At 40.9% G+C, this 22,422-nt stretch carries 20 protein-coding genes; 2 read left to right on the top strand and 18 right to left on the bottom strand.

Annotated features, from left to right (window positions below):
* Positions 1-123: 123 nt before the first annotated feature.
* The 11 genes from FC24_RS05765 to FC24_RS05815 all read right to left on the bottom strand — a co-directional run bounded on the left by FC24_RS05765 (position 124) and on the right by FC24_RS05815 (position 11,784).
* Positions 124-756: a response regulator gene (locus FC24_RS05765; RefSeq protein WP_057873936.1), complete on the bottom strand. Its 633-nt coding sequence runs from the start codon at positions 754-756 to the stop codon at positions 124-126.
* 38 nt (positions 757-794) lie between these two features.
* The gene (locus FC24_RS05770; protein ID WP_057873937.1) at positions 795-1,862 is read right to left on the bottom strand and encodes a sensor histidine kinase; all 1,068 of its coding nucleotides are present in this window, start codon (positions 1,860-1,862) and stop codon (positions 795-797) included.
* Positions 1,859-2,596: a cell wall-active antibiotics response protein LiaF gene (liaF, locus tag FC24_RS05775; RefSeq protein ID WP_235807327.1), complete on the bottom strand. Its 738-nt coding sequence runs from the start codon at positions 2,594-2,596 to the stop codon at positions 1,859-1,861. The genes FC24_RS05770 and liaF overlap by 4 nt, the downstream gene beginning before the upstream one ends.
* Before the next feature lie 452 nt (positions 2,597-3,048).
* On the bottom strand, positions 3,049-3,525 hold the full coding sequence (gene greA / locus FC24_RS05780; protein WP_057873939.1) for a transcription elongation factor GreA: 477 nt from the start codon (positions 3,523-3,525) through the stop codon (positions 3,049-3,051).
* Between the two features lie 203 nt (positions 3,526-3,728).
* Positions 3,729-4,373, bottom strand: coding sequence for a uridine kinase (gene udk, locus FC24_RS05785; protein ID WP_057873940.1), 645 nt, complete (start codon positions 4,371-4,373; stop codon positions 3,729-3,731).
* A 77-nt stretch (positions 4,374-4,450) separates the two neighbouring features.
* A complete protein-coding gene (mltG, locus tag FC24_RS05790; protein WP_235807328.1) occupies positions 4,451-5,575 on the bottom strand; it encodes an endolytic transglycosylase MltG in 1,125 nt (374 codons plus the stop codon).
* 208 nt (positions 5,576-5,783) lie between these two features.
* On the bottom strand, positions 5,784-8,195 hold the full coding sequence (gene pheT / locus FC24_RS05795) for a phenylalanine--tRNA ligase subunit beta (protein ID WP_057873942.1): 2,412 nt from the start codon (positions 8,193-8,195) through the stop codon (positions 5,784-5,786).
* 21 nt (positions 8,196-8,216) lie between these two features.
* On the bottom strand, positions 8,217-9,263 hold the full coding sequence (pheS, locus tag FC24_RS05800) for a phenylalanine--tRNA ligase subunit alpha (RefSeq protein WP_057873943.1): 1,047 nt from the start codon (positions 9,261-9,263) through the stop codon (positions 8,217-8,219).
* A gap of 301 nt (positions 9,264-9,564) precedes the next feature.
* Complete coding sequence (locus FC24_RS05805; protein ID WP_057873944.1) at positions 9,565-9,933, bottom strand: winged helix-turn-helix transcriptional regulator; 369 nt, start codon at positions 9,931-9,933, stop codon at positions 9,565-9,567.
* A 454-nt stretch (positions 9,934-10,387) separates the two neighbouring features.
* On the bottom strand, positions 10,388-10,879 hold the full coding sequence (locus FC24_RS05810) for an HD domain-containing protein (protein ID WP_057873945.1): 492 nt from the start codon (positions 10,877-10,879) through the stop codon (positions 10,388-10,390).
* A 149-nt stretch (positions 10,880-11,028) separates the two neighbouring features.
* Positions 11,029-11,784 (bottom strand): TrmH family RNA methyltransferase, encoded by a 756-nt coding sequence (locus FC24_RS05815; protein WP_057873946.1) that lies wholly within the window; start codon positions 11,782-11,784, stop codon positions 11,029-11,031.
* 118 nt (positions 11,785-11,902) lie between these two features.
* On the opposite strand from FC24_RS05815, the gene FC24_RS05820 reads away from it, so the two are divergent.
* Together FC24_RS05820 and yidC are read left to right on the top strand one after the other, a co-directional pair.
* Positions 11,903-12,178, top strand: coding sequence for an acylphosphatase (locus tag FC24_RS05820; protein ID WP_057873947.1), 276 nt, complete (start codon positions 11,903-11,905; stop codon positions 12,176-12,178).
* A gap of 73 nt (positions 12,179-12,251) precedes the next feature.
* Positions 12,252-13,193, top strand: coding sequence for a membrane protein insertase YidC (gene yidC / locus FC24_RS05825; RefSeq protein WP_057873948.1), 942 nt, complete (start codon positions 12,252-12,254; stop codon positions 13,191-13,193).
* Between the two features lie 232 nt (positions 13,194-13,425).
* On the opposite strand, the gene FC24_RS05830 is transcribed toward yidC, so the two are convergent.
* The 7 genes from FC24_RS05830 to gndA form a co-directional block, all read right to left on the bottom strand.
* Positions 13,426-14,928 (bottom strand): HAMP domain-containing sensor histidine kinase, encoded by a 1,503-nt coding sequence (locus FC24_RS05830; protein WP_057873949.1) that lies wholly within the window; start codon positions 14,926-14,928, stop codon positions 13,426-13,428.
* A complete protein-coding gene (locus FC24_RS05835) occupies positions 14,925-15,611 on the bottom strand; it encodes a response regulator transcription factor (RefSeq protein WP_057873950.1) in 687 nt (228 codons plus the stop codon). Before FC24_RS05835 ends, FC24_RS05830 begins: the two co-directional genes overlap by 4 nt.
* Positions 15,612-15,955: 344 nt before the next feature.
* Positions 15,956-17,386, bottom strand: a complete 1,431-nt coding sequence (gene lacG, locus FC24_RS05840) for a 6-phospho-beta-galactosidase (RefSeq protein ID WP_057873951.1) — start codon at positions 17,384-17,386, stop codon at positions 15,956-15,958.
* A 15-nt stretch (positions 17,387-17,401) separates the two neighbouring features.
* A complete protein-coding gene (locus tag FC24_RS05845; protein ID WP_057873952.1) occupies positions 17,402-17,755 on the bottom strand; it encodes a PTS lactose/cellobiose transporter subunit IIA in 354 nt (117 codons plus the stop codon).
* Positions 17,756-17,769: 14 nt separating this feature from the next.
* The gene (locus FC24_RS05850) at positions 17,770-18,606 is read right to left on the bottom strand and encodes a PRD domain-containing protein (RefSeq protein WP_057873953.1); all 837 of its coding nucleotides are present in this window, start codon (positions 18,604-18,606) and stop codon (positions 17,770-17,772) included.
* A 34-nt stretch (positions 18,607-18,640) separates the two neighbouring features.
* Positions 18,641-20,356: a PTS lactose transporter subunit IIBC gene (locus tag FC24_RS05855; protein ID WP_057873957.1), complete on the bottom strand. Its 1,716-nt coding sequence runs from the start codon at positions 20,354-20,356 to the stop codon at positions 18,641-18,643.
* 228 nt (positions 20,357-20,584) lie between these two features.
* Entirely contained in the window at positions 20,585-22,009 is a 1,425-nt protein-coding gene (gene gndA / locus FC24_RS05860) for an NADP-dependent phosphogluconate dehydrogenase (RefSeq protein WP_057873954.1), read from the bottom strand.
* Positions 22,010-22,422: the final 413 nt, after the last annotated feature.

The following is a 22,422-nucleotide window of genomic DNA, read 5'->3' on the forward strand; positions in this document are numbered from 1 at the left end:
TTGAACAAAGGTGTAAATCAGGCATTGCTGTTAGAAAGTTAAGGGACTGTACCATAACTTTTTTTATGGTACAGCCCTTTTTTTAATCAAAATTATATTAATATCTGATGACAGCGAATTTTATTATTCCGCAATTTTATGTTTTAAAGCGTAGATTGCCGCTTGGGTGCGGTCTTCTACTTGTAACTTGGATAAAATATTGGAAACATGGGTTTTCACTGTTTTTAGCGTGATGTATAACTCATCCGCAATTTCTTGATTGCTTTTTCCTTGGGCAATGAGTTTTAACACTTCAATTTCGCGTTTGGTTAACTCTTCATAAAGATTTGGCTCTTGCCGGTGGGTCAGCCGATGCATCATCTTGGAAGTCACCTGCGGCTCCAAAACGGATTCGCCCTGATCAGTCCCCCGAATGGCATCCGCAATTTCTGCCGCCGTCGACGTTTTTAAAATATAGCTTTTAGCGCCAGCTTCGATAGCCGGATAAACTTTTTCATCATCAATAAAACTAGTGACGATCAAAATTTTAGCTTGTGGCCAAGCTGCTAAAATTTTCTTTGTCGCTTCAATCCCATCCATCACGTCCATGACTAAATCCATCATGATCACGTCTGGCCGTAAATCTAATGCTTTTTCGACACCAACTTTACCATTTTCAGCCTCGCCGACCACTTCAATATCGTCTTGAACAGCTAAGTAACTGGCCACACCAATGCGTACCATCTCATGATCATCAACCAAAAGTACTTTTATCAACGCAATCCACTTCCTATTCAACGTTAAGCCCGAACCGCTTATCGTGCTGTTTTTTCTGTTTGAACTAACGGAACCCGAATTTCCACACTAGTTCCCTGTTGCGGAAAACTGATGATTTTAACGGTGCCGCCAATACTGGCGGCGCGTTCACGAATATTACTTAAGCCGTAACTGCCAGCGTGACGACTTTTCTTAAGATCAAATCCCACGCCATCGTCAACGACTTTTAAAACCACTGTTTGTTCCACTTGTTTTAAGTATACTTCAAGCGTCTTCGCTTTGGAATGGCGTAAAGTATTGGATAATAATTCTTGCACGATCCGAAATAAATTGTCTTCCACACCGCTGGACAGTGACACATCGCTGATATCCCAACGCATCGCCAGCTGAATTTTCGTTTTCAATTCTTTTAAAAGTTGGATAATTCCCTGTTTCAGTGATTTGCCTTCCAAACTGATCGGCCGTAAGTGTAACAACAGCGCCCGCATTTCAGATTGCGCTTCATTGATGATTTTTTCAACTAATTTTAATTGTCGGTTTAACTGCGCCGCTTTATCTGGCTTACCGGCAACTTCGTTTAACGCGGATAGCATCATCATCGCCGCAAACAATTGCTGGCTAACGGAATCATGTAATTCTCGCGCCAGCCGGTGCCGTTCTTGGGTCAAAATCTCTTCCCGTGTTTTTCCGTCTACTAATTGTGGCTGGTCACTGTAAGATTGGATTTCTTGTTGTAAGCGAACCATTTTTTGCCGCAGCTTTTCGACACTTGCCGTTAAATCAAAGGTCACGACGGGCAACTGAGGCGTTTTAAAAACTGGTGCTTCGTATTGACCACTGTTCAGTAAAGTTAATTTGGTCTCAATCTGGCGGAATTGTTGCTGCACTAGAAGGTAAAAAATGAGCGTCACAACCACACCGATCAGCAGCGAGCCCGCAATTAAATAGACATACACTGGGATGTACATCAAACGCGCTGTGAATAACGTTAACAGCCAATCTGTTTGGCCAACAGCGTAAAAATACGAAAAGAACAACGCATTCAGTAAAATAAACGCTAACAAACTAGTTAGCGCAAATAAAAAGCTCTGGGAGCGCCGGCTCATACAAAAATCACCTCTAAGTCACCAATGAACACATTGGTCAACAGCTTAATCCGCCGTTCACTGTCGTCATAGTCATCACTATATAATTTTAACGCAGTATTGCCCATTTTGTATCGTTTATGATTAAATGTGACGCTACCGACTAAGGTGGTATGATCCAGCATCACGGCAGTACCCACTGGAACTAGAATTCGTGTCCGGCCAATGCCTTTACGGATCACGACAGTATTATCCGCTTTAGGTAACAAGGTGTTGCCTAAATCAACGATGGTGTCGCCAGCTGCCAAAACTAAATTAATGTCATCCCACTCAAACACATCATCACCGATGGTTTGATTACCAAACCAGCCTGAACGGCGAACTTGGCCATCATGGTCAGCTGGCGGGCAAGTTTTAATCGTGCGGAAATCCTTTTTACGCCAAGGCAGCCAAGCAAAATGCTGTTTACCAGAGCGCCAATCATAACCTTGCGTCAACATAAAAATAATCGCAACTGCCAGCATTAGCCAAACAGTCGGATTGGTTAATAACGTAATTCCAATTGATAAACTACCAAATAACCAGCAAAAACTGGTGATGAAACGGCGGGGTTTACCTTTAATTGCCGCATGTAAACTCAAACCACCTAAAATGATAAAAACCAATGACGGCGTATTGGAAAAAATTTGCCACCCTAAAAGCAAGCATAAAAATGCTTCGATAATTAAAAAAATCCGCCAAGGCCCAAATCGCAAGATACGCCCTCCTTTTTCATCCTGATTCGATTACTGCTGGCAATTAAAATCAGCAGCGGTCAGGTTTATCTCTAGTATACACAAAAAAAGTGCCGCTGGCGTTTTGCTTAAGTCGTAAACCCGATCAGCCTTTAGACCGAAGTTTTAACGTGAAAATAGCGCCTAAAAATAAAGAAATTAGACCACTTTCTTCCTATTATAATAACATAGCTGTAAATCAATGGCGTAATGGGTAATAAAAAAGGGTGAACGAACTAGGGAATTCGTTCACCTTTTAGTTGTAGAAATAAGCTTGAGCAGGCAACTGTTTCCGTATGCGTTACTGCTATTGTAGCGAAAACGTGCTTTAGCAGGCAACTGTTTCCGCTTAGCTACAAACCGGGATCATTTGCTTTGCAAATAATCCCGGTTCTAGGCTAATGCTCAACAGCTAACCGTCTGCTAAAGCACTCTTATTCTTTCACTTCAGTAATTTTTACGTTCATGTCGCCGCCTGGTGTTTTAATGGTGACTTTGTCTCCTGTGTGTTTGCCCATCAATGCTTTGGCGATTGGGGAGTCGTTACTGATTTTACCTGCGAAGGGATCTGATTCGGCGGCACCGACAATGGTGTAGTCTTCTGGATCGCTTTCGCCGTCTTCTAGAAAGGTGACGGTTTTACCGACGGCTACTTCGTCTGGATCTGTTGTGCTATTGTCCGCTACGACAGCGTAGTGCAATTGGTTTTCAATGTCCGCAATTCGGCCTTCCAACAAACTTTGTTCATTTTTTGCAGAAGTATATTCGGAATTTTCTGATAAATCACCGAAGCCCCGGGCGACTTTAATCCGTTCAATTACCTTGGGACGCTGATTCATTTTTAGATCCTCTAATTCAGCTTCTAATTTTGCTTTTCCTGCCGCAGTCATTTGGTATTCTTTCTCTGCCATCTTTATTTTCCTCCTATTTAATAACAAGGAGCTGTGGTCGTTTTACTTACCACATCCCCTTAATTAATCCTTATTTAACGACACACATTAGCGTGTTTTTATATTTTTAACCTAGTTGTCTTTTTAACGCCAATAAGCTTACCACGCTGCCAAGTTCTTGTAAATGGTCATTTTCTCAAATTAACCATTAATTGTAACCACTATTATTTCCCCCGTGCTGTTAAAATTGCGCGTACTTTAGTGACCAATAAGTCAATTGCCACTTGGTTTTGACCACCTTCAGGCACGATTAAATCCGCATAGCGTTTAGTGGGTTCCACAAATTGATGGTACATCGGTTTAACGGTGGTTAAATATTGGTCAATGACATTATCCAACGTCCGCCCCCGTTCACGAATATCCCGTTGAATCCGGCGAATGACCCGGACATCATCGTCAGTATCCACAAAAACTTTAATATCCATTAGATCACGTAGTTTGGGATCATCTAAAATCAAAATGCCTTCTAAGATAATCACATCTCGCGGTTGTTGCACAATCACTTTATCACTACGGTTAAGAATTTTATAATCATAGACTGGTACTTCAACTGCCTGATAGTGCAATAATTTTTTCAAATCAGCAATTAGCCGCGGTGTATCAAATGCCAGTGGGTGATCATAATTAACTGCTCGCCGCTGTTCAATGGTCATGTCTGATTGGTCATTATAATAGGCATCTTGCGCTAATAATAGTACGGAGTCATCTGCGAAATGATCAAAAATTGCGTGGGAAACTGTGGTTTTGCCTGAAGCAGTACCACCAGTGACCCCGATTACAATCGGTTTTGCTGTTGTTGCATCCGTCATGTGCCATCCTCCAAATCAATTATCACTTAAACTTTATCACAAAAAACAGCCGGGAAATTCCCGGACTGTTTCACATTCTAATTGACGTCATTATTGCGGGTTTGAATCCCACTATTCGTATTGGTGTGCTGATCAAATGTTTGTGAGTAATAAACTTTACCCGTCTTCAAATCAGCAACAAAGTACAAGTAATTCTTATCCCGATCAGTCGGGTTAACCACTGCTTGAATTGAATCCTTGCTAGGGTTATTAAATGGTCCTGGTCCATAGCCTTTATTTTTATAAAGGTTATAAGGCGATTTAACCGCTAAATCTTTATTATATAGATGCTTTTTATGTGTATTCAACGCATACATCACCGAAATATCGGATTGTAGTGGCATTCCGGCATCAATTCGGTTAAAGAAGACTCCGGCAATTTTTCCTCGGTCCTTTGAGGTATTGCCTTCACGTTCGACTAAAGAGGCTAACGTTAAGACTTTTTGCACGGTCAGATCCTTTTCCGCAATTTTTTGGTAGTAAGGTTGCATGACTAAATCAGTTTTAGTCACCATATTCGTCACTAATTCTTTAAGGCTCATCCCCTGATAATAATCATAAGTTGCAGGATACAGGTAGCCTTCTAGGTGGTAGCGAACACCACTTTGCGCCATGGATGAACTGAGCAATTTAGGGTACTTCTTCGCTAAATGACGCATAAAAGTTTGGTCTTTCATCAAAGCAAGAAATTGCTTTTTCGAAAAATGCGTTGCTTTTGCGACAGCATTTCCCACTTGTTCAACAGTTGCACCTTCTTTAACCAACACCCGGTATTTACTGGTTTGACTACCGCCATCAGCTAATTTTTTGGTGACTTCTGCTAAAGACATTGAAGGTTTCAAATTGTAAAAACCGGTTTGAAAGGCAGGAAAATTATGGGATTTAACGTAATAATTAAAAATCATTGGACTTTTAATAATATTTTCCTGAGCTAAAATAGCGCCAATCTGCTTATTGGTTGCGCCCTCCGGTACTTTAACCACTACGGTTTTATGGTCATGCTGATCATAAGGCTGTAATGAGGAATGGACGTAATTAAAGCCTAATAGCCCAATAACCACGACTAATAAAACTAAAATACCAATAATCCAGTAAACAATTTTATCAACGACTTTTTTTTCAGCAATCCGTTCATCTGCGAGATGATCGGCTTCTTGTTGCAATTGTTGTTTATCTTCATTTTGATGGTGCGTTTGATTTCCGCGACGTTTAGCCAAAGCAAAACCTCCCTTATTTACTAATTCAAGCCTGATAGGTGACTGGCTGTGCTTTTACTTGGCTTTATGGTACTGATACAATCCTAAACATTATACAAAAAAATCAATCACTTTGCACCTGTCGATTGATGAAATTAATAAAATCGTTAAGGAATTAGCGAATCTTCGCACCGTGTTCATCTTGTAAAGCAGCAACGACTTTTGCAAAAGCTTGGTTGACTTGATCATCCGTTAAAGTTGCCTGCGGATTTTGGTAAGTTAAGGTATAAGCCATTGATTTGCGGCCGTTTTCAATGTGACGCCCAGCGTAAACATCAAACAGTGCCACAGACGTTAAATAAGCGCCACCGTGTGCATTGATTGTTACTTTTAAAGCTGCATTAGTGACACTTTGGTCCACAACTAGCGCCACATCCCGTGTTACTGCCGGATAACGTGAAACCGGCTGATACTGAACTTTTTTCTTAGCTAAGGTTGCTAAATGATCCAGATCTAATTGGAACACATAAGTTGCAGCAATGTGTGCTTGTTTAGCAACCCGCGGATGAATTTGGCCGACGAATCCAATAATTTGATTGTCAATTAAAATATCCGCTGTGCGGCCAGGATGCATCTCTTGATGCCGTGTCGTTGCTAGATATTCTGGTGCTTCTGCTAAATTAAAATCAGCTAAAACTGCCGCGACGAGCCCTTTAATCCGGTAAAAATCAACCGGGATTGCTTCCTGATTCCAAGCAGCTGCTTGCCAATCACCAGTCATCGCCCCAGCTAAATAAGCCGCTTCTTTAGGCCGGGCAGTTTTGGCATCAGCTTTTAAAAACACTTTGCCTTGTTCATACAACGCGACGTTTGTTTGCTTCCGTGCCGTGTTATAGGCTAAGTCATCCAATAAGCCGCTGATTAAATTCATTCGCAATGTGGTGTGGTCAACGGATAACGGCCAACTTACCTTAGTCGGGTAACTATCTCCTAATTGAAAAGCACTTGCTTTTTCAGGGGTGGTTAGCGCATAACTCAAAGCCTGGTCTAACCCATTAGCTTCTAGCGTTGCTGCTAAGCGCCGCTGTAATTGCTGCTTTGCGGTTAACACGCCTGGTGTTGCACTAGCAGGTAACGTAGCAGGCAAATGTTCATAACCATAAATCCGCGCGACCTCTTCAATTAAATCTGCAGCAATGTGGATATCCCAACGGCGCGGTGGCACACTAACCGTAAAAGTCCCCGCTTTTTCTGTGGTGGCAAATCCTAGTTGTTGGAAAGTTTGTTTAATTTCCGCACTAGTTAAATTAGTACCTAACACTTGATTTGTTTTTTCAGTGGTCAATTGTACTTTCACTGGTGTAGGTGTCACACTAGTTGGCGCTACCCGGCCTTTCAGTACCGAACCTTGGCCTAATTCCGCAATTAAACTGGCAGCATGATCCAAAGCCGTAATTACAGTTGCTCGATTAACCCCTTTTTCAAACCGTGAGGAAGCTTCACTGCGCAAATTGTACCGTTGTGCCGTTTTACGGATGTGCGCAGCATCAAAAATTGCTGCTTCTAAAACAACTGTGGTGGTCTTAGCAGTAATTTCAGAATCTAAACCACCCATGACACCAGCTAAATTCAACGCTTTTTCACCATTAGAAATAACGATATCCTCTGGTGTTAATTGCCGGACCTTGCCATCTAGCGTCGTTAGCGTTTCATCTTTTTCCGCCCGCCGAACTTCAATGGTGTGCCCACCAATTTTTGCATAATCAAATGCATGTAGCGGCTGTCCATAATCTAGCATCAATAAATTCGTCACGTCCACTACGTTATTAATCGGCCGGATACCAGCATTCCATAATCGCCGCTGGAGCCACAGTGGACTGGGTTTAACCGCGACATTTTCTAATACGCGCAAATTATAACTAGGCGCATCTTGTTCATCCGTTACTTTAGCACTTAAAACGTCCGCAACGTTTTTATCTGCTTCTTGCAAGCTAATTTCTGGAAAATGAACCGACTCACCGTATTCAGCCGCCACTTCATATGCAACGCCACGCATACTTAAGGCATCAGCTCGATTAGGTGTAATTTCAATGTCTAAAATGGCATCGTCCATACCCAAATAAGAATAAACAGGGGCACCGACTTTAGCATCAGCTGGTAAAACATAGATCCCATCAGCATAAGCTTGTGGCGTAACGGCATCGCTAAAACCAATTTCTTGTAAGGCACAAATCATGCCATTTGAAACGGCACCGCGAAGTTTGCCCTTTTTGATTTTAACGTTATCGGCAATCCTAGCCCCAGATAACGCCACAATCACTTTCTGCCCTGCAGCGATGTTAGGCGCACCGCAAACAATTTGGATGGGGGCTTCTTCACCAACATCAACTTGACAAATATTTAAATGATCTGAGTTAGGGTGTTCGCGTACCGATTTTACCCAACCCACAACAATTTTCTTTAAACCAGCCGCTGGGTGGCGGACATTATCTACTTCAAGGCCAGTTAGCGTGATCTTATTTGCTAAAGCTTCTGGCGTATCCGTTAGCTCAACGTATTTTTTTAACCAATTGTATGATACTTTCATCCCTTAAATCTCCCTCTATTCTTAGGCTTGTTTGAACTGCCGCAAAAACCGGACATCATTTTGGTAAAACTGCCGAATATCGTTAATGCCATATTTCAACATAGCAAAGCGATCAATTCCTAAGCCAAAGGCAAAGCCACCATAAACGTCAGGATCAACGCCCGCTGCTTTTAAAACATTAGGGTGGGTCATTCCGGCACCCAACACTTCAATCCAACCAGATTGTTTGCAAACTTCACAACCACTGCCATCGCAATTAAAGCAAGAAATATCAACTTCAACAGAAGGCTCCGTAAACGGAAAATAACTGGGCCGGAAACGAATTTCCCGATCGGCACCAAATAATTTACGCATGGCAAAGGTTAACGTACCCTTTAAATCCGCCATGGTCACATGCTTACCAATGTATTGCCCTTCCATTTGGAAAAATTGATGGGAATGAGTGGCATCGTCTGTATCTCGCCGATAAACGCGTCCTGGACTGATCATCTTCAGCGGCCCTTGGCTAAAATCATGTTTTTCTAATTCCCGCGCCTCATCTGGCGACATGTGTGTTCGCATTAAAATATCATTGTTAATGTAAAACGTGTCTTGCATGTCCCGCGCTGGATGATTTTTAGGGATGTTCAGCTTTTCAAAATTATATTTTTCTTCTTCAACTTCATAACCAGAGACAACTTGAAAACCCATGCCCAGAAAAATCGCTTCTAGGGTTTCTGTAATCTGCATAATGACATGATGCGCACCACTTCGTACCGGTGTACCCGGCAAAGTGACATCTAACGCTTCTTGCGCCAATTGATGCTCGATTTTCGCCGCTTCTAGTTCCTGTTTACGTTGTTCTAAAGTTTCCGTTAGATTATCACGGACTTTATTGGCAAAACTCCCCACTGCTGGGCGTTCTTCCTTAGCCAAATCTCGCATACCGTGCAAAATTTCTGTCATCGGGCCCTTTTTACCTAATAAATGTACCCGAATATCATTAAGTTCTTTTAAATCGGCGCTTTTTTCAATATCTTTAATGCCTTGTTGTTTCAGCGCTAATAATTTGTCTTGCAGACTGGTCATCAATCAAACTCCCTTTCTTGCTGTATCAAAAAAGCCTCGTCCCTAAAAAGGGACGAGGCTTCGCGTTACCACCCTAGTTCATAAGCCAAAATTGACTTACACACTTAAGCAGGGTAACGGCCTGTGCCGGAACTTTTTTTGTTGCAAACGCCCAAAGCCAACTCCGGAAGTGAATTCAATAAGCCGTCGTGATCGCTTTCACAGTTAATAAACGATTTCCTGAACTGACTGGCTTACCTACTAGTTTCCATCTACGTCTTTATTGGTACATTCTACCACATCCGGCCTTTGCGTCAACACCTTAAGCTAATTCCTTCGCACACTCTTCAGCGTCCAACCAAGTATCTGCCCAACCATGAACCGCGTCCATCACTTGTTTAAGATCTTGGCCCTGCGGCGTTAAGGCATATTCAATCAATGCTGAACCAGCGTAAGTCCGCCGTTCAACAATGTCTTCTTGCTCTAATTCCTTTAACCGTTCTACTAAAACACGATCTGAACACTTCGGCACCTTTTGCGTCAAATCTTTAAACCGTTGTGTGCCTTCTTCTAGTAAAACATCGACGATTAAGCCATTCCATTTTTTTCCTAAAATTGTAAAGGTCTTTTGAAATTTCGGACATAACTGAAACGGAACCTGTTGTTGTTTAGCTGCCGACTTTTCAACCATAGTTCTCACCTCACCGATATCCTAGCATACTTACTTCATGTAAGTAAAGTAAAGATAGCTTTCTGAAAAATAAGTTGGGACGGTGAGAGCGGGTAATTAGGCGGGGGTAAACGTGTAATTGGTGCCAACTTTTTCCGTCTAACTATGAAGCGGAATCATCTGCTTCGCAGACAATTCCGCTTCTACGTTAGTTTTGGTTGTTCTTTGCTTGGTTAAACGTGTAATATGAGGCAGTTTCTTGTGCTTAGCTACAAACCGGAATCATTTGCTGTGCAAATAATTTCGGTTTTAGGCTAATGCTCAAATGTTTTTGTCGTTCATTGCTTGTTTAAACGTGTAATTGGAGCCAGCTTTTTCCGTCTAACTATGAAGTGGAATCATCTGCTTCGCAGACAATTCCACTTCTACGTTAGTACTCAAAAGCTAACCGGCTCCAATTACACTCTTTAACTCTTTACATTTTTTCTTTTAATTTTTGGCTTGTTTGTTGGATTTCTGGGACTAGGTATTCGTCGATTGCACAGTAATCGTCTACTACTGAGACGATTAAGCTTTCTAGATAACGTGGTGGTGCAATTGTTGCACCCCACATGTGTTTGATGATAATGTCTTTTTCTTTTTTAGATAATGCCGTTAATTTTTCTGCGTTACGCAACGCAATCCGTGGGTGTACATAGGCATGAGTCCCCATATCGAATTTGGTTGTCCGCCAATCGTAATAAAATAGGTCGTGCAATAAGCCACCCCGTGCTGTTGCCCGAGCATCTAAATGCAATTTTTTCGCAATTAAATAACTCCGGTAAGAAACATTTAATGAATGTTCCAGTCGATTAGAAAAATGATGCTGCGTATAATTTGCTAAACGTTGAACGGCATCGGTTGCTAATAAATCTTCAATTTGTGCAACATATGCGTGATCATTTTGCCAGTTAATCTTTTTGGTCATTCAATGGCTGCCTTCCTTATCAAATATTTACTAAGTGTTATTTTTATTCATGCACCTAGTGACAATTTATTAATATCTTGATTAAACGACTATAGCATAAGCCATTTTAATTGGTTTGACTAGGGATTTTCTCGGATCATAAGCTATTCTTAACTTTTAAGTTGAAATAATAAAATACCAGCGGCCACTGCCACATTTAATGACTCAGCATGCCCTTTTATCGGAATGTATAAATTCTGATCCGTTTGCGTTAATAAAGCTGATTCCATCCCATTACCCTCATTACCCATAATCAACGCAAATTGCGACTGAGCAGGGACTTGGCGGAAATTAACCGCTGCCGGATTTAATTCACTACCAAAAATTGGTAATCCAGCAGCTTTAAACTGTGCTAACCAAGTCGGTAAATCCCCCTGATAAAGGGGCAAGTGAAAATGACTGCCCTGCATGGCCCGCAACACTTTGGCACTATACAAATCAGTACTACCACTACTTAAAACGACGCCTGTCAGTCCTGCAGCGTCTGCGGTTCGCACCATGGTACCAATGTTACCGGGATCTTGAACATCGTCTAGCAATAGCCAAGTACCAGTTAACCGTTCAGGTTGTTGTTGCTTTGGTAATGGTAAGATTGCAAAAATTCCTTGGGTGGTAACGGTTGAACTTAAAGCTTTGGCAACTTGAGGGCTGATCCATTGTACTGTAATTGTATCCGGCAGCTCAGGCCAAGTCTTCAATTCTGTGGAAAGCAGTACCTGCGTCACCGGTTGGTTGGCTTTTAAAGCTTCCGTCACCAAATGCGTCCCTTCGATCAAGTAGCGTTGTTGTTGAAGACGATTTTTTTTACGGTTTAATTTGCGTAATTGTTTAATTAATTCGTTTTTTGGGCTGGTAATAACTGGCAAACTAGCTCACCTTCCGTTAATTTATTTTTAACGCGTGAAACGTAAAACGTGCTATTATAAAAATATAACTATGCTTTAGTTTACTTGACTTATCAATTTGTTTAAAGGAGAAATTAATATGCGTCGGATTAGTATGACTGTTTTTGGCCGCGTACAAGGTGTCGGATTCCGTTATACCACAAAAATGATTGCCGATCGAATTTGTGTTAAAGGTTTAGTCCGTAATTTATTTGATGGTTCTGTCTACATTGAAGCGCTAGGGAGTAACCAACAAATTGACGCGTTTATCAAAGCGATTAAAAAAGGCCCCTCGTCTTTTGCTAAAATTAATCGGATTGATATTAATGACCTTAAATTAGATCAAGATTACCGTGATTTTGCGGTTACCTACTAAAGTCGGATTGAAAAAAGCCGTCGCTTCAAGTATAGTAGGAGAAGACTTTACTGAAAGGAACTAATTTGATCATATGAAGCGATTAAAACGTCTGCTCACTTATGGCGGGCTTTTCACGACATTAACGCTATTTTTATCAGCTTGTACAACTACGCAAACACACCAGCAACCACCGACAGGCTTCTTTTACGGATCCATTTATCATTTTTTAGGTCTGCCGATGAAACATCTAATTACTTGGATTGCGGACCTTTTTGGCAACCCACCTAATTATGGTTGGGCAATTTTGCTGATTACGTTAATCGTCCGGTTAATTTTGATGCCATTAATGCTTAACCAATCAAAAAAGACCATCACGCAACAGCACAAACGTGAGGCAATTCAACCCCAATTAACGGATATTCAAGAACGGCAAAGTAAAGCAACTTCACCAGAAGAAAAAGCTGAGCTCACCCAAGAAATGATGACCGTCATGCGTGAAAATGGGGTCAGCATGACTGGCGGTATGGGGTGTTTGCCCCTACTGATCCAGTTACCAATTTTCTCTGCTTTATACATGGCCATTCGTTATAGTTCTGAAATTTTCAAAAGTACGTTTTTAGGCATCAGTTTAGGCCATACGAATCTCATTGTGGCAATTTTGGCTGGTTTAACCTATGTGTTACAAGGCTACCTCTCACTGGTTGGTCTACCAGAAAGCCAGAAAAAACAAATGAAAACCATGATGATGATGAGTCCGCTGATGACATTCTTCATTGCGATGGTTTCTCCAGCTGGATTAGGGTTATACTTCTTCGCTGGTGGTATTTTGGCTATCGTGCAGACTTTAATCACCAACTTCTATTACATGCCCCGCATTAAAGCGGAAGTTGCGGCTGATTTAAAGAAAAATCCACCTAAACAGGTGGTCAAACCAGCCCCGAAAAAACCGGCAGCACCCAAACCAGCAAAACCACAGCGGCCAGCAGTACAACCGCATCGCAATCGGAATGCTGGTAAGCAGCGGCGGTCCTAATCGATCTATAGCAGCAGGTGGGTAATTGTTACGTATCAAGTCTAAACAGTTACCTGAGGAAACACTTATGTACGTCATAAAAAAGTTGTGACAAAAGTATTGCTTTTGTCACAACTTTTTTTATATTGAAAACTCTTATTAGTCTGTAGCCTCACAATTTTCGGTACGAAAATCTACCATCATTGCGAAATAGTAGCGACAATCCGGCACCATTAATAATGCCGGTTTTAGGCTAATCGTCTGCTTCTGCACTTTTAATTATTGGAAAACTAATTCTAAATATTGTACCGCTTCCTAGGACGCTTTCTGCTCTTATTTCACCGTGATAGCTTTCGATAAGGTGCTGGGCAATTGACAAGCCCAGACCGTTTCCACCTTTGTCACGGCTCCGGGCTTTGTCCACCCGGTAAAAGCGATCAAACACGCGTTTAAGGTCTTTTGGTGCAATGCCTTCTCCGAAATCCTGCACTGCAATCGCTACGTTATGTTCGTTACGCGAGATTGAGACGTGGACCTCTTGCCGTTGACGAGAATATTTCACAGCATTATCCAGCAAAATGATTAAAATTTGTTCAAAATGATCCCGGTAAATTTTAATCGTCGTCGTGCCTTTTAAGTCATCATCCAATGTAAAGGTAAACTCAGGATGAATCAGTTTGAAATTACTAAACACTTGACGGGTAGCATTTTTAGCATCTGTCAGTGCGTTAGGATAATGAACTTCCACCTGCTCTGCTCGGGATAAATCTAGCATTTCCTGCACTAAACTTTGCATCCGCGTAATCTCTTGTAATGAAGCCGTAATTGATTCCTTCAACACTTCCGGATCATCTTTTCCCCAACGATCTAGCATCTGCAAATGCCCTTTAATGATCGCAACTGGCGTTCGCAATTCGTGGGAGACATCTTCCACAAATTCCTCTTGCTGTTCAATGTAACGTTGCATGCGGTCCAACATATCATTGAATAAATTGGTTAAATCAGCTAACTCGTCATTGCGTTTAGTTTGCGCAATTCGTTGCCCTGATTGTGGTTCACGCTTAATCACATCAATCGTTTGCGTCATTTCTTTCAATGGCTTTAGGAAATAAAATGCCAACAAATAACTAACTAAACCGCTGATTAGCAGCGCCAAACCACCTAAAGCATAAAAGGCCATCTTCAATTCATGCTGCTCTTTGTGCAAAGTGCCTAATTGGCTAGTTACCTGGACGTACCCGATAACTTGACCGCTGATGCGGGAATAAATCGGGCGCCGACCAATGAAATTCAATTGCTGGGCAATTTTTTCTTGGCTAATTTTGATGGCAGAAGTGCGCTTAAATTCAGTAGGAATACGACTAGAAGCAAACAGCGTATTGCCATCTGGATCATAAACCGTAACTGTCACGTCTTCCCGTGCCAATTTAGCAACGATTGAATCCTTTGATTGTTCAGGTGTTGCTTTTAACTTGTGCTGGGGAACGGCTAAATCCGGTCGTAACGTATCACGTACTTGTGTGGCCGATAAAGTTGTCGCTTGATTATTCAACCGTTCCACCACTAACATCATCGTATCTTTCAAATTTGTTTCTTCTTGGTTCATCATAATCGCAACAAACCGATTGAATAATAAACTAGCAAAAACAGCAAAGACAATAAATATACCAAAAGCGGCCCCTAGCGCCCACTTCCACTTTAAGGAAAAGCGTCGAACCCGCTTTGTTTGTTGTTTATTCTGATTTTTAGCGGTCACGAGCGCATCACATACCCAGTGCCACGCACGGTTTGAATGTAACTCTCTTCACCTTTACGGTCGATTTTATTCCGCAAATAACGAATATAAACATCGACAACGTTGGTTTCAACCTCGCTTTCGTAACCCCATACTTTATTTAATAACACATCGCGCCCTAAAACGACATTGACGTTTTCCATTAACGTTAACAGTAATTCATACTCCCGCTTGGTCAAATCAATGGTATCACTACCCCGTTTAACCACCCGATTTTCTTTTTCAATGGTTAAATCGCGGTAAGAAACTGTGGTCTGTTTAGCATTATTTTGCTCACCTTCAATATCAATGCGCCGTAATAACGCCCGTAAACGGGCCAACAATTCCTCAATGGCAAATGGCTTCACAATGTAATCGTCTGCACCATGATCTAAACCAGAAACCCGGTCAATGACAGAATCCCGTGCTGTCATCATGATAATGGGCGTATTCTTAACCTGGCGAATCCGGCGGCAAACTTCTAAGCCATTTAGCTCTGGCAACATTAAATCCAACAAAATGGCATCCCAATCATTTGCTAACGCCGCATCCAATCCCGTGCGACCATTATAATGAACAACCGTTTCATAACCCTCATGTTTTAATTCAAGTTCAACGAAGCGGGCAAGATTTTTTTCGTCTTCTATAATTAGAACTTTACTCATTCAAATTGCAACTCCTCGTAAGAAAATGATTCATCTCTCACCTAATCATTTTTTAATGCTTCAAACGCCTTGATAACAATCGCTATAAAGACTTACACCGCTACGTATTCTAACATTTTTCATTCTAAAAAGCTACTGTCAATTTTAATCACTTCTTAATTAAGCAACACTAAAAATCATAATTATCCAATCTTTTAAATAAAGTACGCTTTTGAAAATTTATCTGCTGAGTTTACAACCTAAATCCACTAATCAAAAAATGCATCATTGAGCAATTCGAGCAAATTCAATTTTATTGCCCTGCGTAACTCATTGATGCATTGTCATGCATACTCTTATTTAATTTATGCGTTTGGTTTTAATGTGGCTCCCAATGCTTTAAACCAGAGTGCACTTTTCTTAATTTCGCGTGCTTGCGTTGCAAAATCAACGTAAAACAACCCATATCGTTTATTATACCCATTAGCCCAAGAAAATTGATCTTGTAATGACCAAACAAAATAGCCTTGGACATTTACGCCTTCAGTACGCGCCTTTAATAAAGCCGCCACATGCTGATCAATGAAGTCAATGCGCTTATCATCTGACAACAACTGTCCAACACCTGCAGTCTGTTCTTTTTGGCCTAAGCCATTTTCAGTAATGTAAATTGTGTGACTGTTAGGGTATTCTGTAGTAACACGTTTTAAAACATCATATAATCCCTTAGGATAAATGTTCCAATCCCAATCAGTTGTTGGTACCGTTGGATTTTTAACGTGCATTGCCACACCTTTAAATTTAAACGCGCTGGTTCCTTTTTCACCAGTACCGTTAAAAACATTAGTGCTTTCGCCTTGATAAGCTGCCACAAAAGTTGGTTGGTAATAATTTAACCCAAAATAATCATTTTGTGTTGCCGCTTGTTTTAAAATCTCCATGTCACCTGGTTCAATGGTAAGCTTAGCGTGGTTAGCAGTTAAAATTTCATTGATCAACGCCATGGTTTCTGCTGTATAGGCGCCCTTAAACGTACCATCCAACAAAAAGCGATTCATAAACGCATCTTCTAGCGCAGCAGCATGGCGATTAGCAGCATTATCTGGATATGGATAAATCGGTTGCAAAACATGGATCAAACCAATCCGACCGGAATAGCCCTTTGATTTAAATAAATTAACCACCCGAGCATGCGCCAGTAATTCATTATGCTGTGCTTGAATTGCACCAGTAACATCAAAACGATGATTAGGTGGAAAATTGCCTTGAATGTATTGTGAAAACGCTAGGGAAATCAGCTCATTAATGGTAAACCAGTTTTTAACTTCACTAAACTCTTTAAAACAAAAATCTGCATACGCTACAAATTTATCAATATTATTCCGATTTAACCAATCTCCTGTTTCAAATAACGCTTGGGGGGAATCAAAATGATGCAATGAAACATACGGTGTCAGCCCATTAGCCAAACAGCATTTAAATAAGCGGTGATAATATGCTACGCCAGCTTGATTCGGTTTGCCGGCACCGCGCGGAAAAATTCGGGTCCAAGCAATCGATAATCGAATCGCATTTAGGCCGTATAACTTGGCTAATTCAATATCTTCTGGATAAAGATGATAAAAATCACTTGCTGGATCTGGTGCAAACCGACCTTGCTTTTTTAAATAATCATCCCACATGGTTTTGCCTTTACCAGCTATCTGTGTCGCACCTTCAACTTGGTAGGCAGCAGTCGCGCCACCCCAAACAAACCCAGCTGGTAATGTTTTAACGCGTTTCAATAAAGTTGTCATGTCTATCCCTCTTTTTCAGATTGTCGGGTGAATGCCCAATTGTTTTTCAATCTTATCGATTCGCTGATACTCATTGATGAAGTAAGTTGTTTCATCTTTTAACAGCATAGTTGTCATCAGTGTGTCCTGCCCATGAACCATGATAAAAGTCACATCCATGTCTTCACCGCCGGCTTCCTTGCTCAACAATTTTGTTTGTTCATTATGTGCTGCAGCGATAGCCTGGTCCGCAGAAGCTACTAATTTCTGAGCATGGACAAATTCGCCCTTTTTTGCTGCTTCTAAAGCTGCAATTAAATCCGTCTTGGCATCTCCGGCATAAGCGACAATGGCAAATCCCGTCATTGAAATTTCCTTTTTTGTTGCCATTTTATTTCCTCCCATTAAATCAGTCGTTGAATGTGAATCATAAAATACAAACGTTCATTTTCATTTAGCTTAATTTGTAATTCTTTTTCCAATGTCTTCGCAATTTGATCTGCAATTACAAATGACTGCGGATAAGCATGGCGCAAATCACGTTCAATTTGCGGATTAATTTTTTGCCGATCCAATTGGTGGTGCTGAACACGCTCAACCAGGTATTGTAAATGGATCATCAGCCGATCAAAATAATTATGGTTGGTGACATTCCGCTGAATCCCATATTGCTTAAAGACATGAGCGACGATTGCATTCACTTGGCTACCCAATTCAGCTGCTGGCGCTGGTGTTTTTTCGCTTCCTTGCGCATTAATGAAATGTAGCGCAATATTTTTCACTTCTGTTTCTGGCAGCTGTAATTGTAATTGCTGATTAATCAACTTTAATGCCGCGCTTGCTGCAGCATAAGCTTGCGGATATTGCTGTCTAATGTCTGGTGCTACACTAGCGCGGTAAGTCCCTGCCGCTAACTTTTTAGCCATCTGAAAAATATGGTCACTTAAAGTAATGTAAACATAATTTAACAGGTCTAACTGATAGTCGCTTTTCACACAGTCAATGGCTTTAAAAACAGTTATCACAATATCCATCGGCACGTCTTGCAACAAATTCAGCACTTGATTTTTTAATTGCGCATCGCCTAAATATAAAATTTGACTAACATGGTGTGAATTAAGCTTATCCCCACGCCGTTTGCCAAACCCGATGCCTTTGCCGTGGACAATCGCCTCTTTTCCGTCATCAAACTTCACTAGTGCACTATTATTGTTATAAACTTGTTGTACAACTAACAGCATCGCGCACCTCCGTTGTTGAATTAATTATTGTTGCTTATTCAGGCGTTGTTTGGGTCTTAAAATTCGTGATAATGAATTCAAGTGCTTTTTTAGGATCACGGGTCAAGGCAATGTATTGTTGTCCTTTAGTTGCCACTAATTTAATGTGCAGCGGATCGGTTTCTGCTTTCAGATCTTGGTAATAAGTCCGTACTTGCGGCGCTAAAACCACCAAATCATAATTTGGCAAAATATCATGGTGGGCACCATAAGCACCTGCACTAGCAACGATTGGTTCATCATATTGTTTAGCACCAGTGGTCAGTGCATTAGCTAGTTGTTCACTAGTACCACCACCAGCACAGAGTACTAGCACACGTAATTGTTTCGTTAATTTTTCTGGTGCTTCTACCTGAGTTGCGACTGTTTGACTGGCTGATTCATTTTGTACTGTTGTTTGCGGCTGCGTTGTTGCTGTTTCTGTTGCTAATTTTGCGTCAACTGCTTTTTCATGCTCAAGTAAGGAGACATCATAGGCTTTAACGAAAGGTAAATAAATTAAGGTATCGACGGCTAATAAAATTATCATTAAAACAATGGCACTCCATTGAAAATTAGTGTCCAAAAACGCGCCGATTGGACCCGGTAATGCCCAAGATAAAACGTACATAAAACCATGCATCAATTGTAGATCGATAAATGCTTTTCCGATCACCACATTAACCATTGGCGCAACTACAAAGGGAATTAAGAAATAAGGGTTTAAAATAATTGGCGCCCCAAATAGCAAAGGCTCATTGACAGCAAACATCACCGGGATAATCGATGCTTTTCCAATCGCCTTTAACTGTTTTGATTTCATTAAAAAGATAAAGATAAACGGCACGACAAAGGTTGCACCGGTTCCACCTAATTCGCCTACAAAGTTACCAAAATTTTCAGTTAGTGCGTGAAATGGAAAATTACCAGCTTTAAATAACGCCAAATTTGCAGTGGTGTTACCAAAAAGTGCGGATTCCAAAGCTGGTTTAACCACTGACGGTCCATGGATCCCCAAAAACCAAAACATCGGGATTAAGAACCAAATCAACATCATGCCTGGATAACTTTCTGCTCCTTTGAATATTGGACCTAGTAAAGTTGCAATCATCGCACCAAATGGTACTTTTAACCATAGTCGGACTAACACATCTATTCCAGAAAAAATTAATGTTGCAAAGCCAAACGGAATAATGTCTCGAAAATTTTGTGAAATTGCACCCGGTACTTCTTTAGGCATTTTAATGGTTAAATCGCGTTGCACACAGAACTTATAAACATGCACCGTGACAAAAGCAGCCACAAAGGCAGATAAAATTCCTTGCGTACCAAAGAATGTTGGCAAATAGTTACCAGATTTGCTAGTCCCGATGGCCAGCAGCATAAATCCCACCATTGCAGCAATAGCAGTGGACGTATTGTTTAAAAATTTGCCACCTTTCATTCGCTTATTCATTGAACCTGTCAATGCTTTGGCCGTGGTCCCAGCAACATAAAACCCCACAAAGCCCATGGTATAGTTATAAATTTTGTTGAACCAAGCATTGAGTTCCACTGGGATTTTGATCCCAATTAAAGGCGGAATGTTCGACAATAAAATAAAAATACTTGAGAATAATATAATCGGCATGGCGGCTAAAAAACCGTCCTTAATTGCCATTAAATAAATATTGCGTGATATTTTTTCAAAGAAAGCTTGGTGTTTTTCAAGTCGATTAATAATCGTTTGCATCAATTGTTCCCCACTTTCATTAAAATCTAATCTGGCCAATAAAAAAACCACAACTAACAACTGGGGCTGTTTGCCCTAATTGTTGGTTGTGGTTACACCTAATTTAATAGTTATGATCCACTTATGTTGAATTCAACAGTTATATTATAGCATCAATTCAATATTTGTAAACGCTTTTTTAATGTGTAAAAAAATTACCGCTAGGTGCGGTAATTTTTTGTTCATCATTTATTGTTCTTCATACCATGGATAATGGAAGCTACCTTCACGGTCCGTCCGTTCATAAGTATGCGCACCAAAGTAGTCCCGTTCTGCTTGAATAATATTAGCTGGTAAGCGTTCTGAGCGGTAAGCGTCAAAGTAAGCAATCGCAGCTGAGAAACCAGGGACAGGGACACCAGCTTTAACTGCAAGCCCCACTAGATCACGCACTGCTTCTTGATATTGTTTTGTGATGTTTAAGAAATAATCATCCAACATCAAGTTTTGCAAATCCGGGTTCTTTTCGTAAGCATCGGTAATGTTTTGTAAAAATTGAGCCCGAATGATGCAACCAGAACGCCAAATCCGTGCAATGTTCGCGTAATCCAAATGCCAGTCATAATGGGCAGAAGCGATCCGCATTTGTTCGAAACCTTGTGCATAGCTCATAATTTTACTGAAGTACAACGCTTTACGGATCATTTCGACAATTTCATTTTTATCAAAATCAACTTTTCCAACTGGCTTTGGTAAAACCTTGCTGGCCTTAACCCGTTCTTGCTTCATCATGGAAATGTAACGCGCATAAACAGACTCTGTAATCAAAGATTGCGGGATTTCAAGTTCTAGTGCATTAGCAGAACTCCATTTTCCCGTCCCTTTATTCGCAGTCCGGTCTAAAATCATATCAACAATCGGCTTACCTGAACCAAGATCGTCTTTACGCGTTAGAATATCTGCAGTGATGTCAATTAAATAACTGTCCAGTTCACCTTTGTTCCAGTTATTGAAAATTGTGGCAATGTCATCAACTGACAAGCCAACTAGTTCATGTAACAAATGATAACTTTCAGCAATTAATTCTTCATCACCGTATTCTATACCATTATGAATCATTTTAACGTAATGACCAGCGCCATTAGGACCAATGTAGGTTACACAAGGTGCCCCATCATCAGCTTTAGCCGCCATTTGTTCAAAAATTGGTGCAACTAAATCATAAGCTTCTTTTTGACCACCTGGCATCATGGAAGGCCCTTTAAGTGCACCTAATTCTCCGCCAGAAACCCCCATGCCAATAAAGTTAATGCCAGATTTATCTAATTCTTTATTCCGGCGCATGGTATCTTTAAAGAATGTATTACCACCGTCAATCAGCACATCACCTTTATCCAACAATGGCAATAGTTCTTGGATAACGGCATCTGTACCGGCACCTGCTTTGACCATCAAGATGATCCGCCGCGGTTTTTCCAATGAGGCAACGAAATCCTTAATTGTATAACTTGGCACTAAATGCTTATCTGCATGTTCTTTGGCAACCGCTTCGGTTTTCGAACCCGTCCGATTATAAATTGCCACCGTGTAACCACGGCTTTCAATGTTTAAAGCGAGGTTCTTGCCCATAACGGCCATACCAACGACACCAATTTGTGGTGTTTGCTTTTCCATCTTTTTGTGCCCCCTTATCTATTTAACAACTTCTATCCTATCAAAAACGACCCGCAAATAAAAGATAAACTACTTTTTTATCTGGTCAATTATCCTTCAATGTGCTGATTTTAGCTTGATTTGGTTTTTGTGAGAAGAAACGTAGAGTAGGAGCCAGCCTTTTCCGTCTAACTGCAAAGCGGAATTATCTGCTTTTTGGTTTAATTAGGTTTTTATCATCACCCAAGTAAACGTGCTCGCTGTGACAGCTTCTTCCGTCTAGCGACGCAACGCAAATCATTCACTGCGTGAATAATTCACGTTGCTATGCTAGTACTCAGAAGCTAAGCGTCACAACGAGCACTCTCTATACAAAAAAGGGTCTAGAATTTTTGGTGTTGGAAAGTATTTCCATTCCAAAAGTACTAGGCCCT

It is taken from the genome of Loigolactobacillus rennini DSM 20253 (assembly GCF_001436505.1).
Classification (GTDB): Bacteria; Bacillota; Bacilli; order Lactobacillales; family Lactobacillaceae; genus Loigolactobacillus; species Loigolactobacillus rennini.

Bases quoted from the DNA above. Each gene is read 5' to 3' on its own strand.
- FC24_RS05855 (WP_057873957.1), bottom strand. From the start codon at position 20,356: ATGCAAACGATTATTAATCGACTTGAAAAACACCAAGCTTTCTTTGAA.
- FC24_RS05810 (WP_057873945.1), bottom strand. From the start codon at position 10,879: ATGACCAAAAAGATTAACTGGCAAAATGATCACGCATATGTTGCACAA.
- FC24_RS05770 (WP_057873937.1), bottom strand. From the start codon at position 1,862: ATGAGCCGGCGCTCCCAGAGCTTTTTATTTGCGCTAACTAGTTTGTTA.
- FC24_RS05805 (WP_057873944.1), bottom strand. From the start codon at position 9,933: ATGGTTGAAAAGTCGGCAGCTAAACAACAACAGGTTCCGTTTCAGTTA.
- FC24_RS05835 (WP_057873950.1), bottom strand. From the start codon at position 15,611: ATGAGTAAAGTTCTAATTATAGAAGACGAAAAAAATCTTGCCCGCTTC.
- FC24_RS05850 (WP_057873953.1), bottom strand. From the start codon at position 18,606: ATGCTGTTAGTTGTACAACAAGTTTATAACAATAATAGTGCACTAGTG.
- pheT (WP_057873942.1), bottom strand. From the start codon at position 8,195: ATGAAAGTATCATACAATTGGTTAAAAAAATACGTTGAGCTAACGGAT.
- yidC (WP_057873948.1), top strand. From the start codon at position 12,252: ATGAAGCGATTAAAACGTCTGCTCACTTATGGCGGGCTTTTCACGACA.
- FC24_RS05845 (WP_057873952.1), bottom strand. From the start codon at position 17,755: ATGGCAACAAAAAAGGAAATTTCAATGACGGGATTTGCCATTGTCGCT.
- pheS (WP_057873943.1), bottom strand. From the start codon at position 9,263: ATGACCAGTCTGCAAGACAAATTATTAGCGCTGAAACAACAAGGCATT.
- greA (WP_057873939.1), bottom strand. From the start codon at position 3,525: ATGGCAGAGAAAGAATACCAAATGACTGCGGCAGGAAAAGCAAAATTA.
- FC24_RS05820 (WP_057873947.1), top strand. From the start codon at position 11,903: ATGCGTCGGATTAGTATGACTGTTTTTGGCCGCGTACAAGGTGTCGGA.
- udk (WP_057873940.1), bottom strand. From the start codon at position 4,373: ATGACGGATGCAACAACAGCAAAACCGATTGTAATCGGGGTCACTGGT.
- lacG (WP_057873951.1), bottom strand. From the start codon at position 17,386: ATGACAACTTTATTGAAACGCGTTAAAACATTACCAGCTGGGTTTGTT.
- gndA (WP_057873954.1), bottom strand. From the start codon at position 22,009: ATGGAAAAGCAAACACCACAAATTGGTGTCGTTGGTATGGCCGTTATG.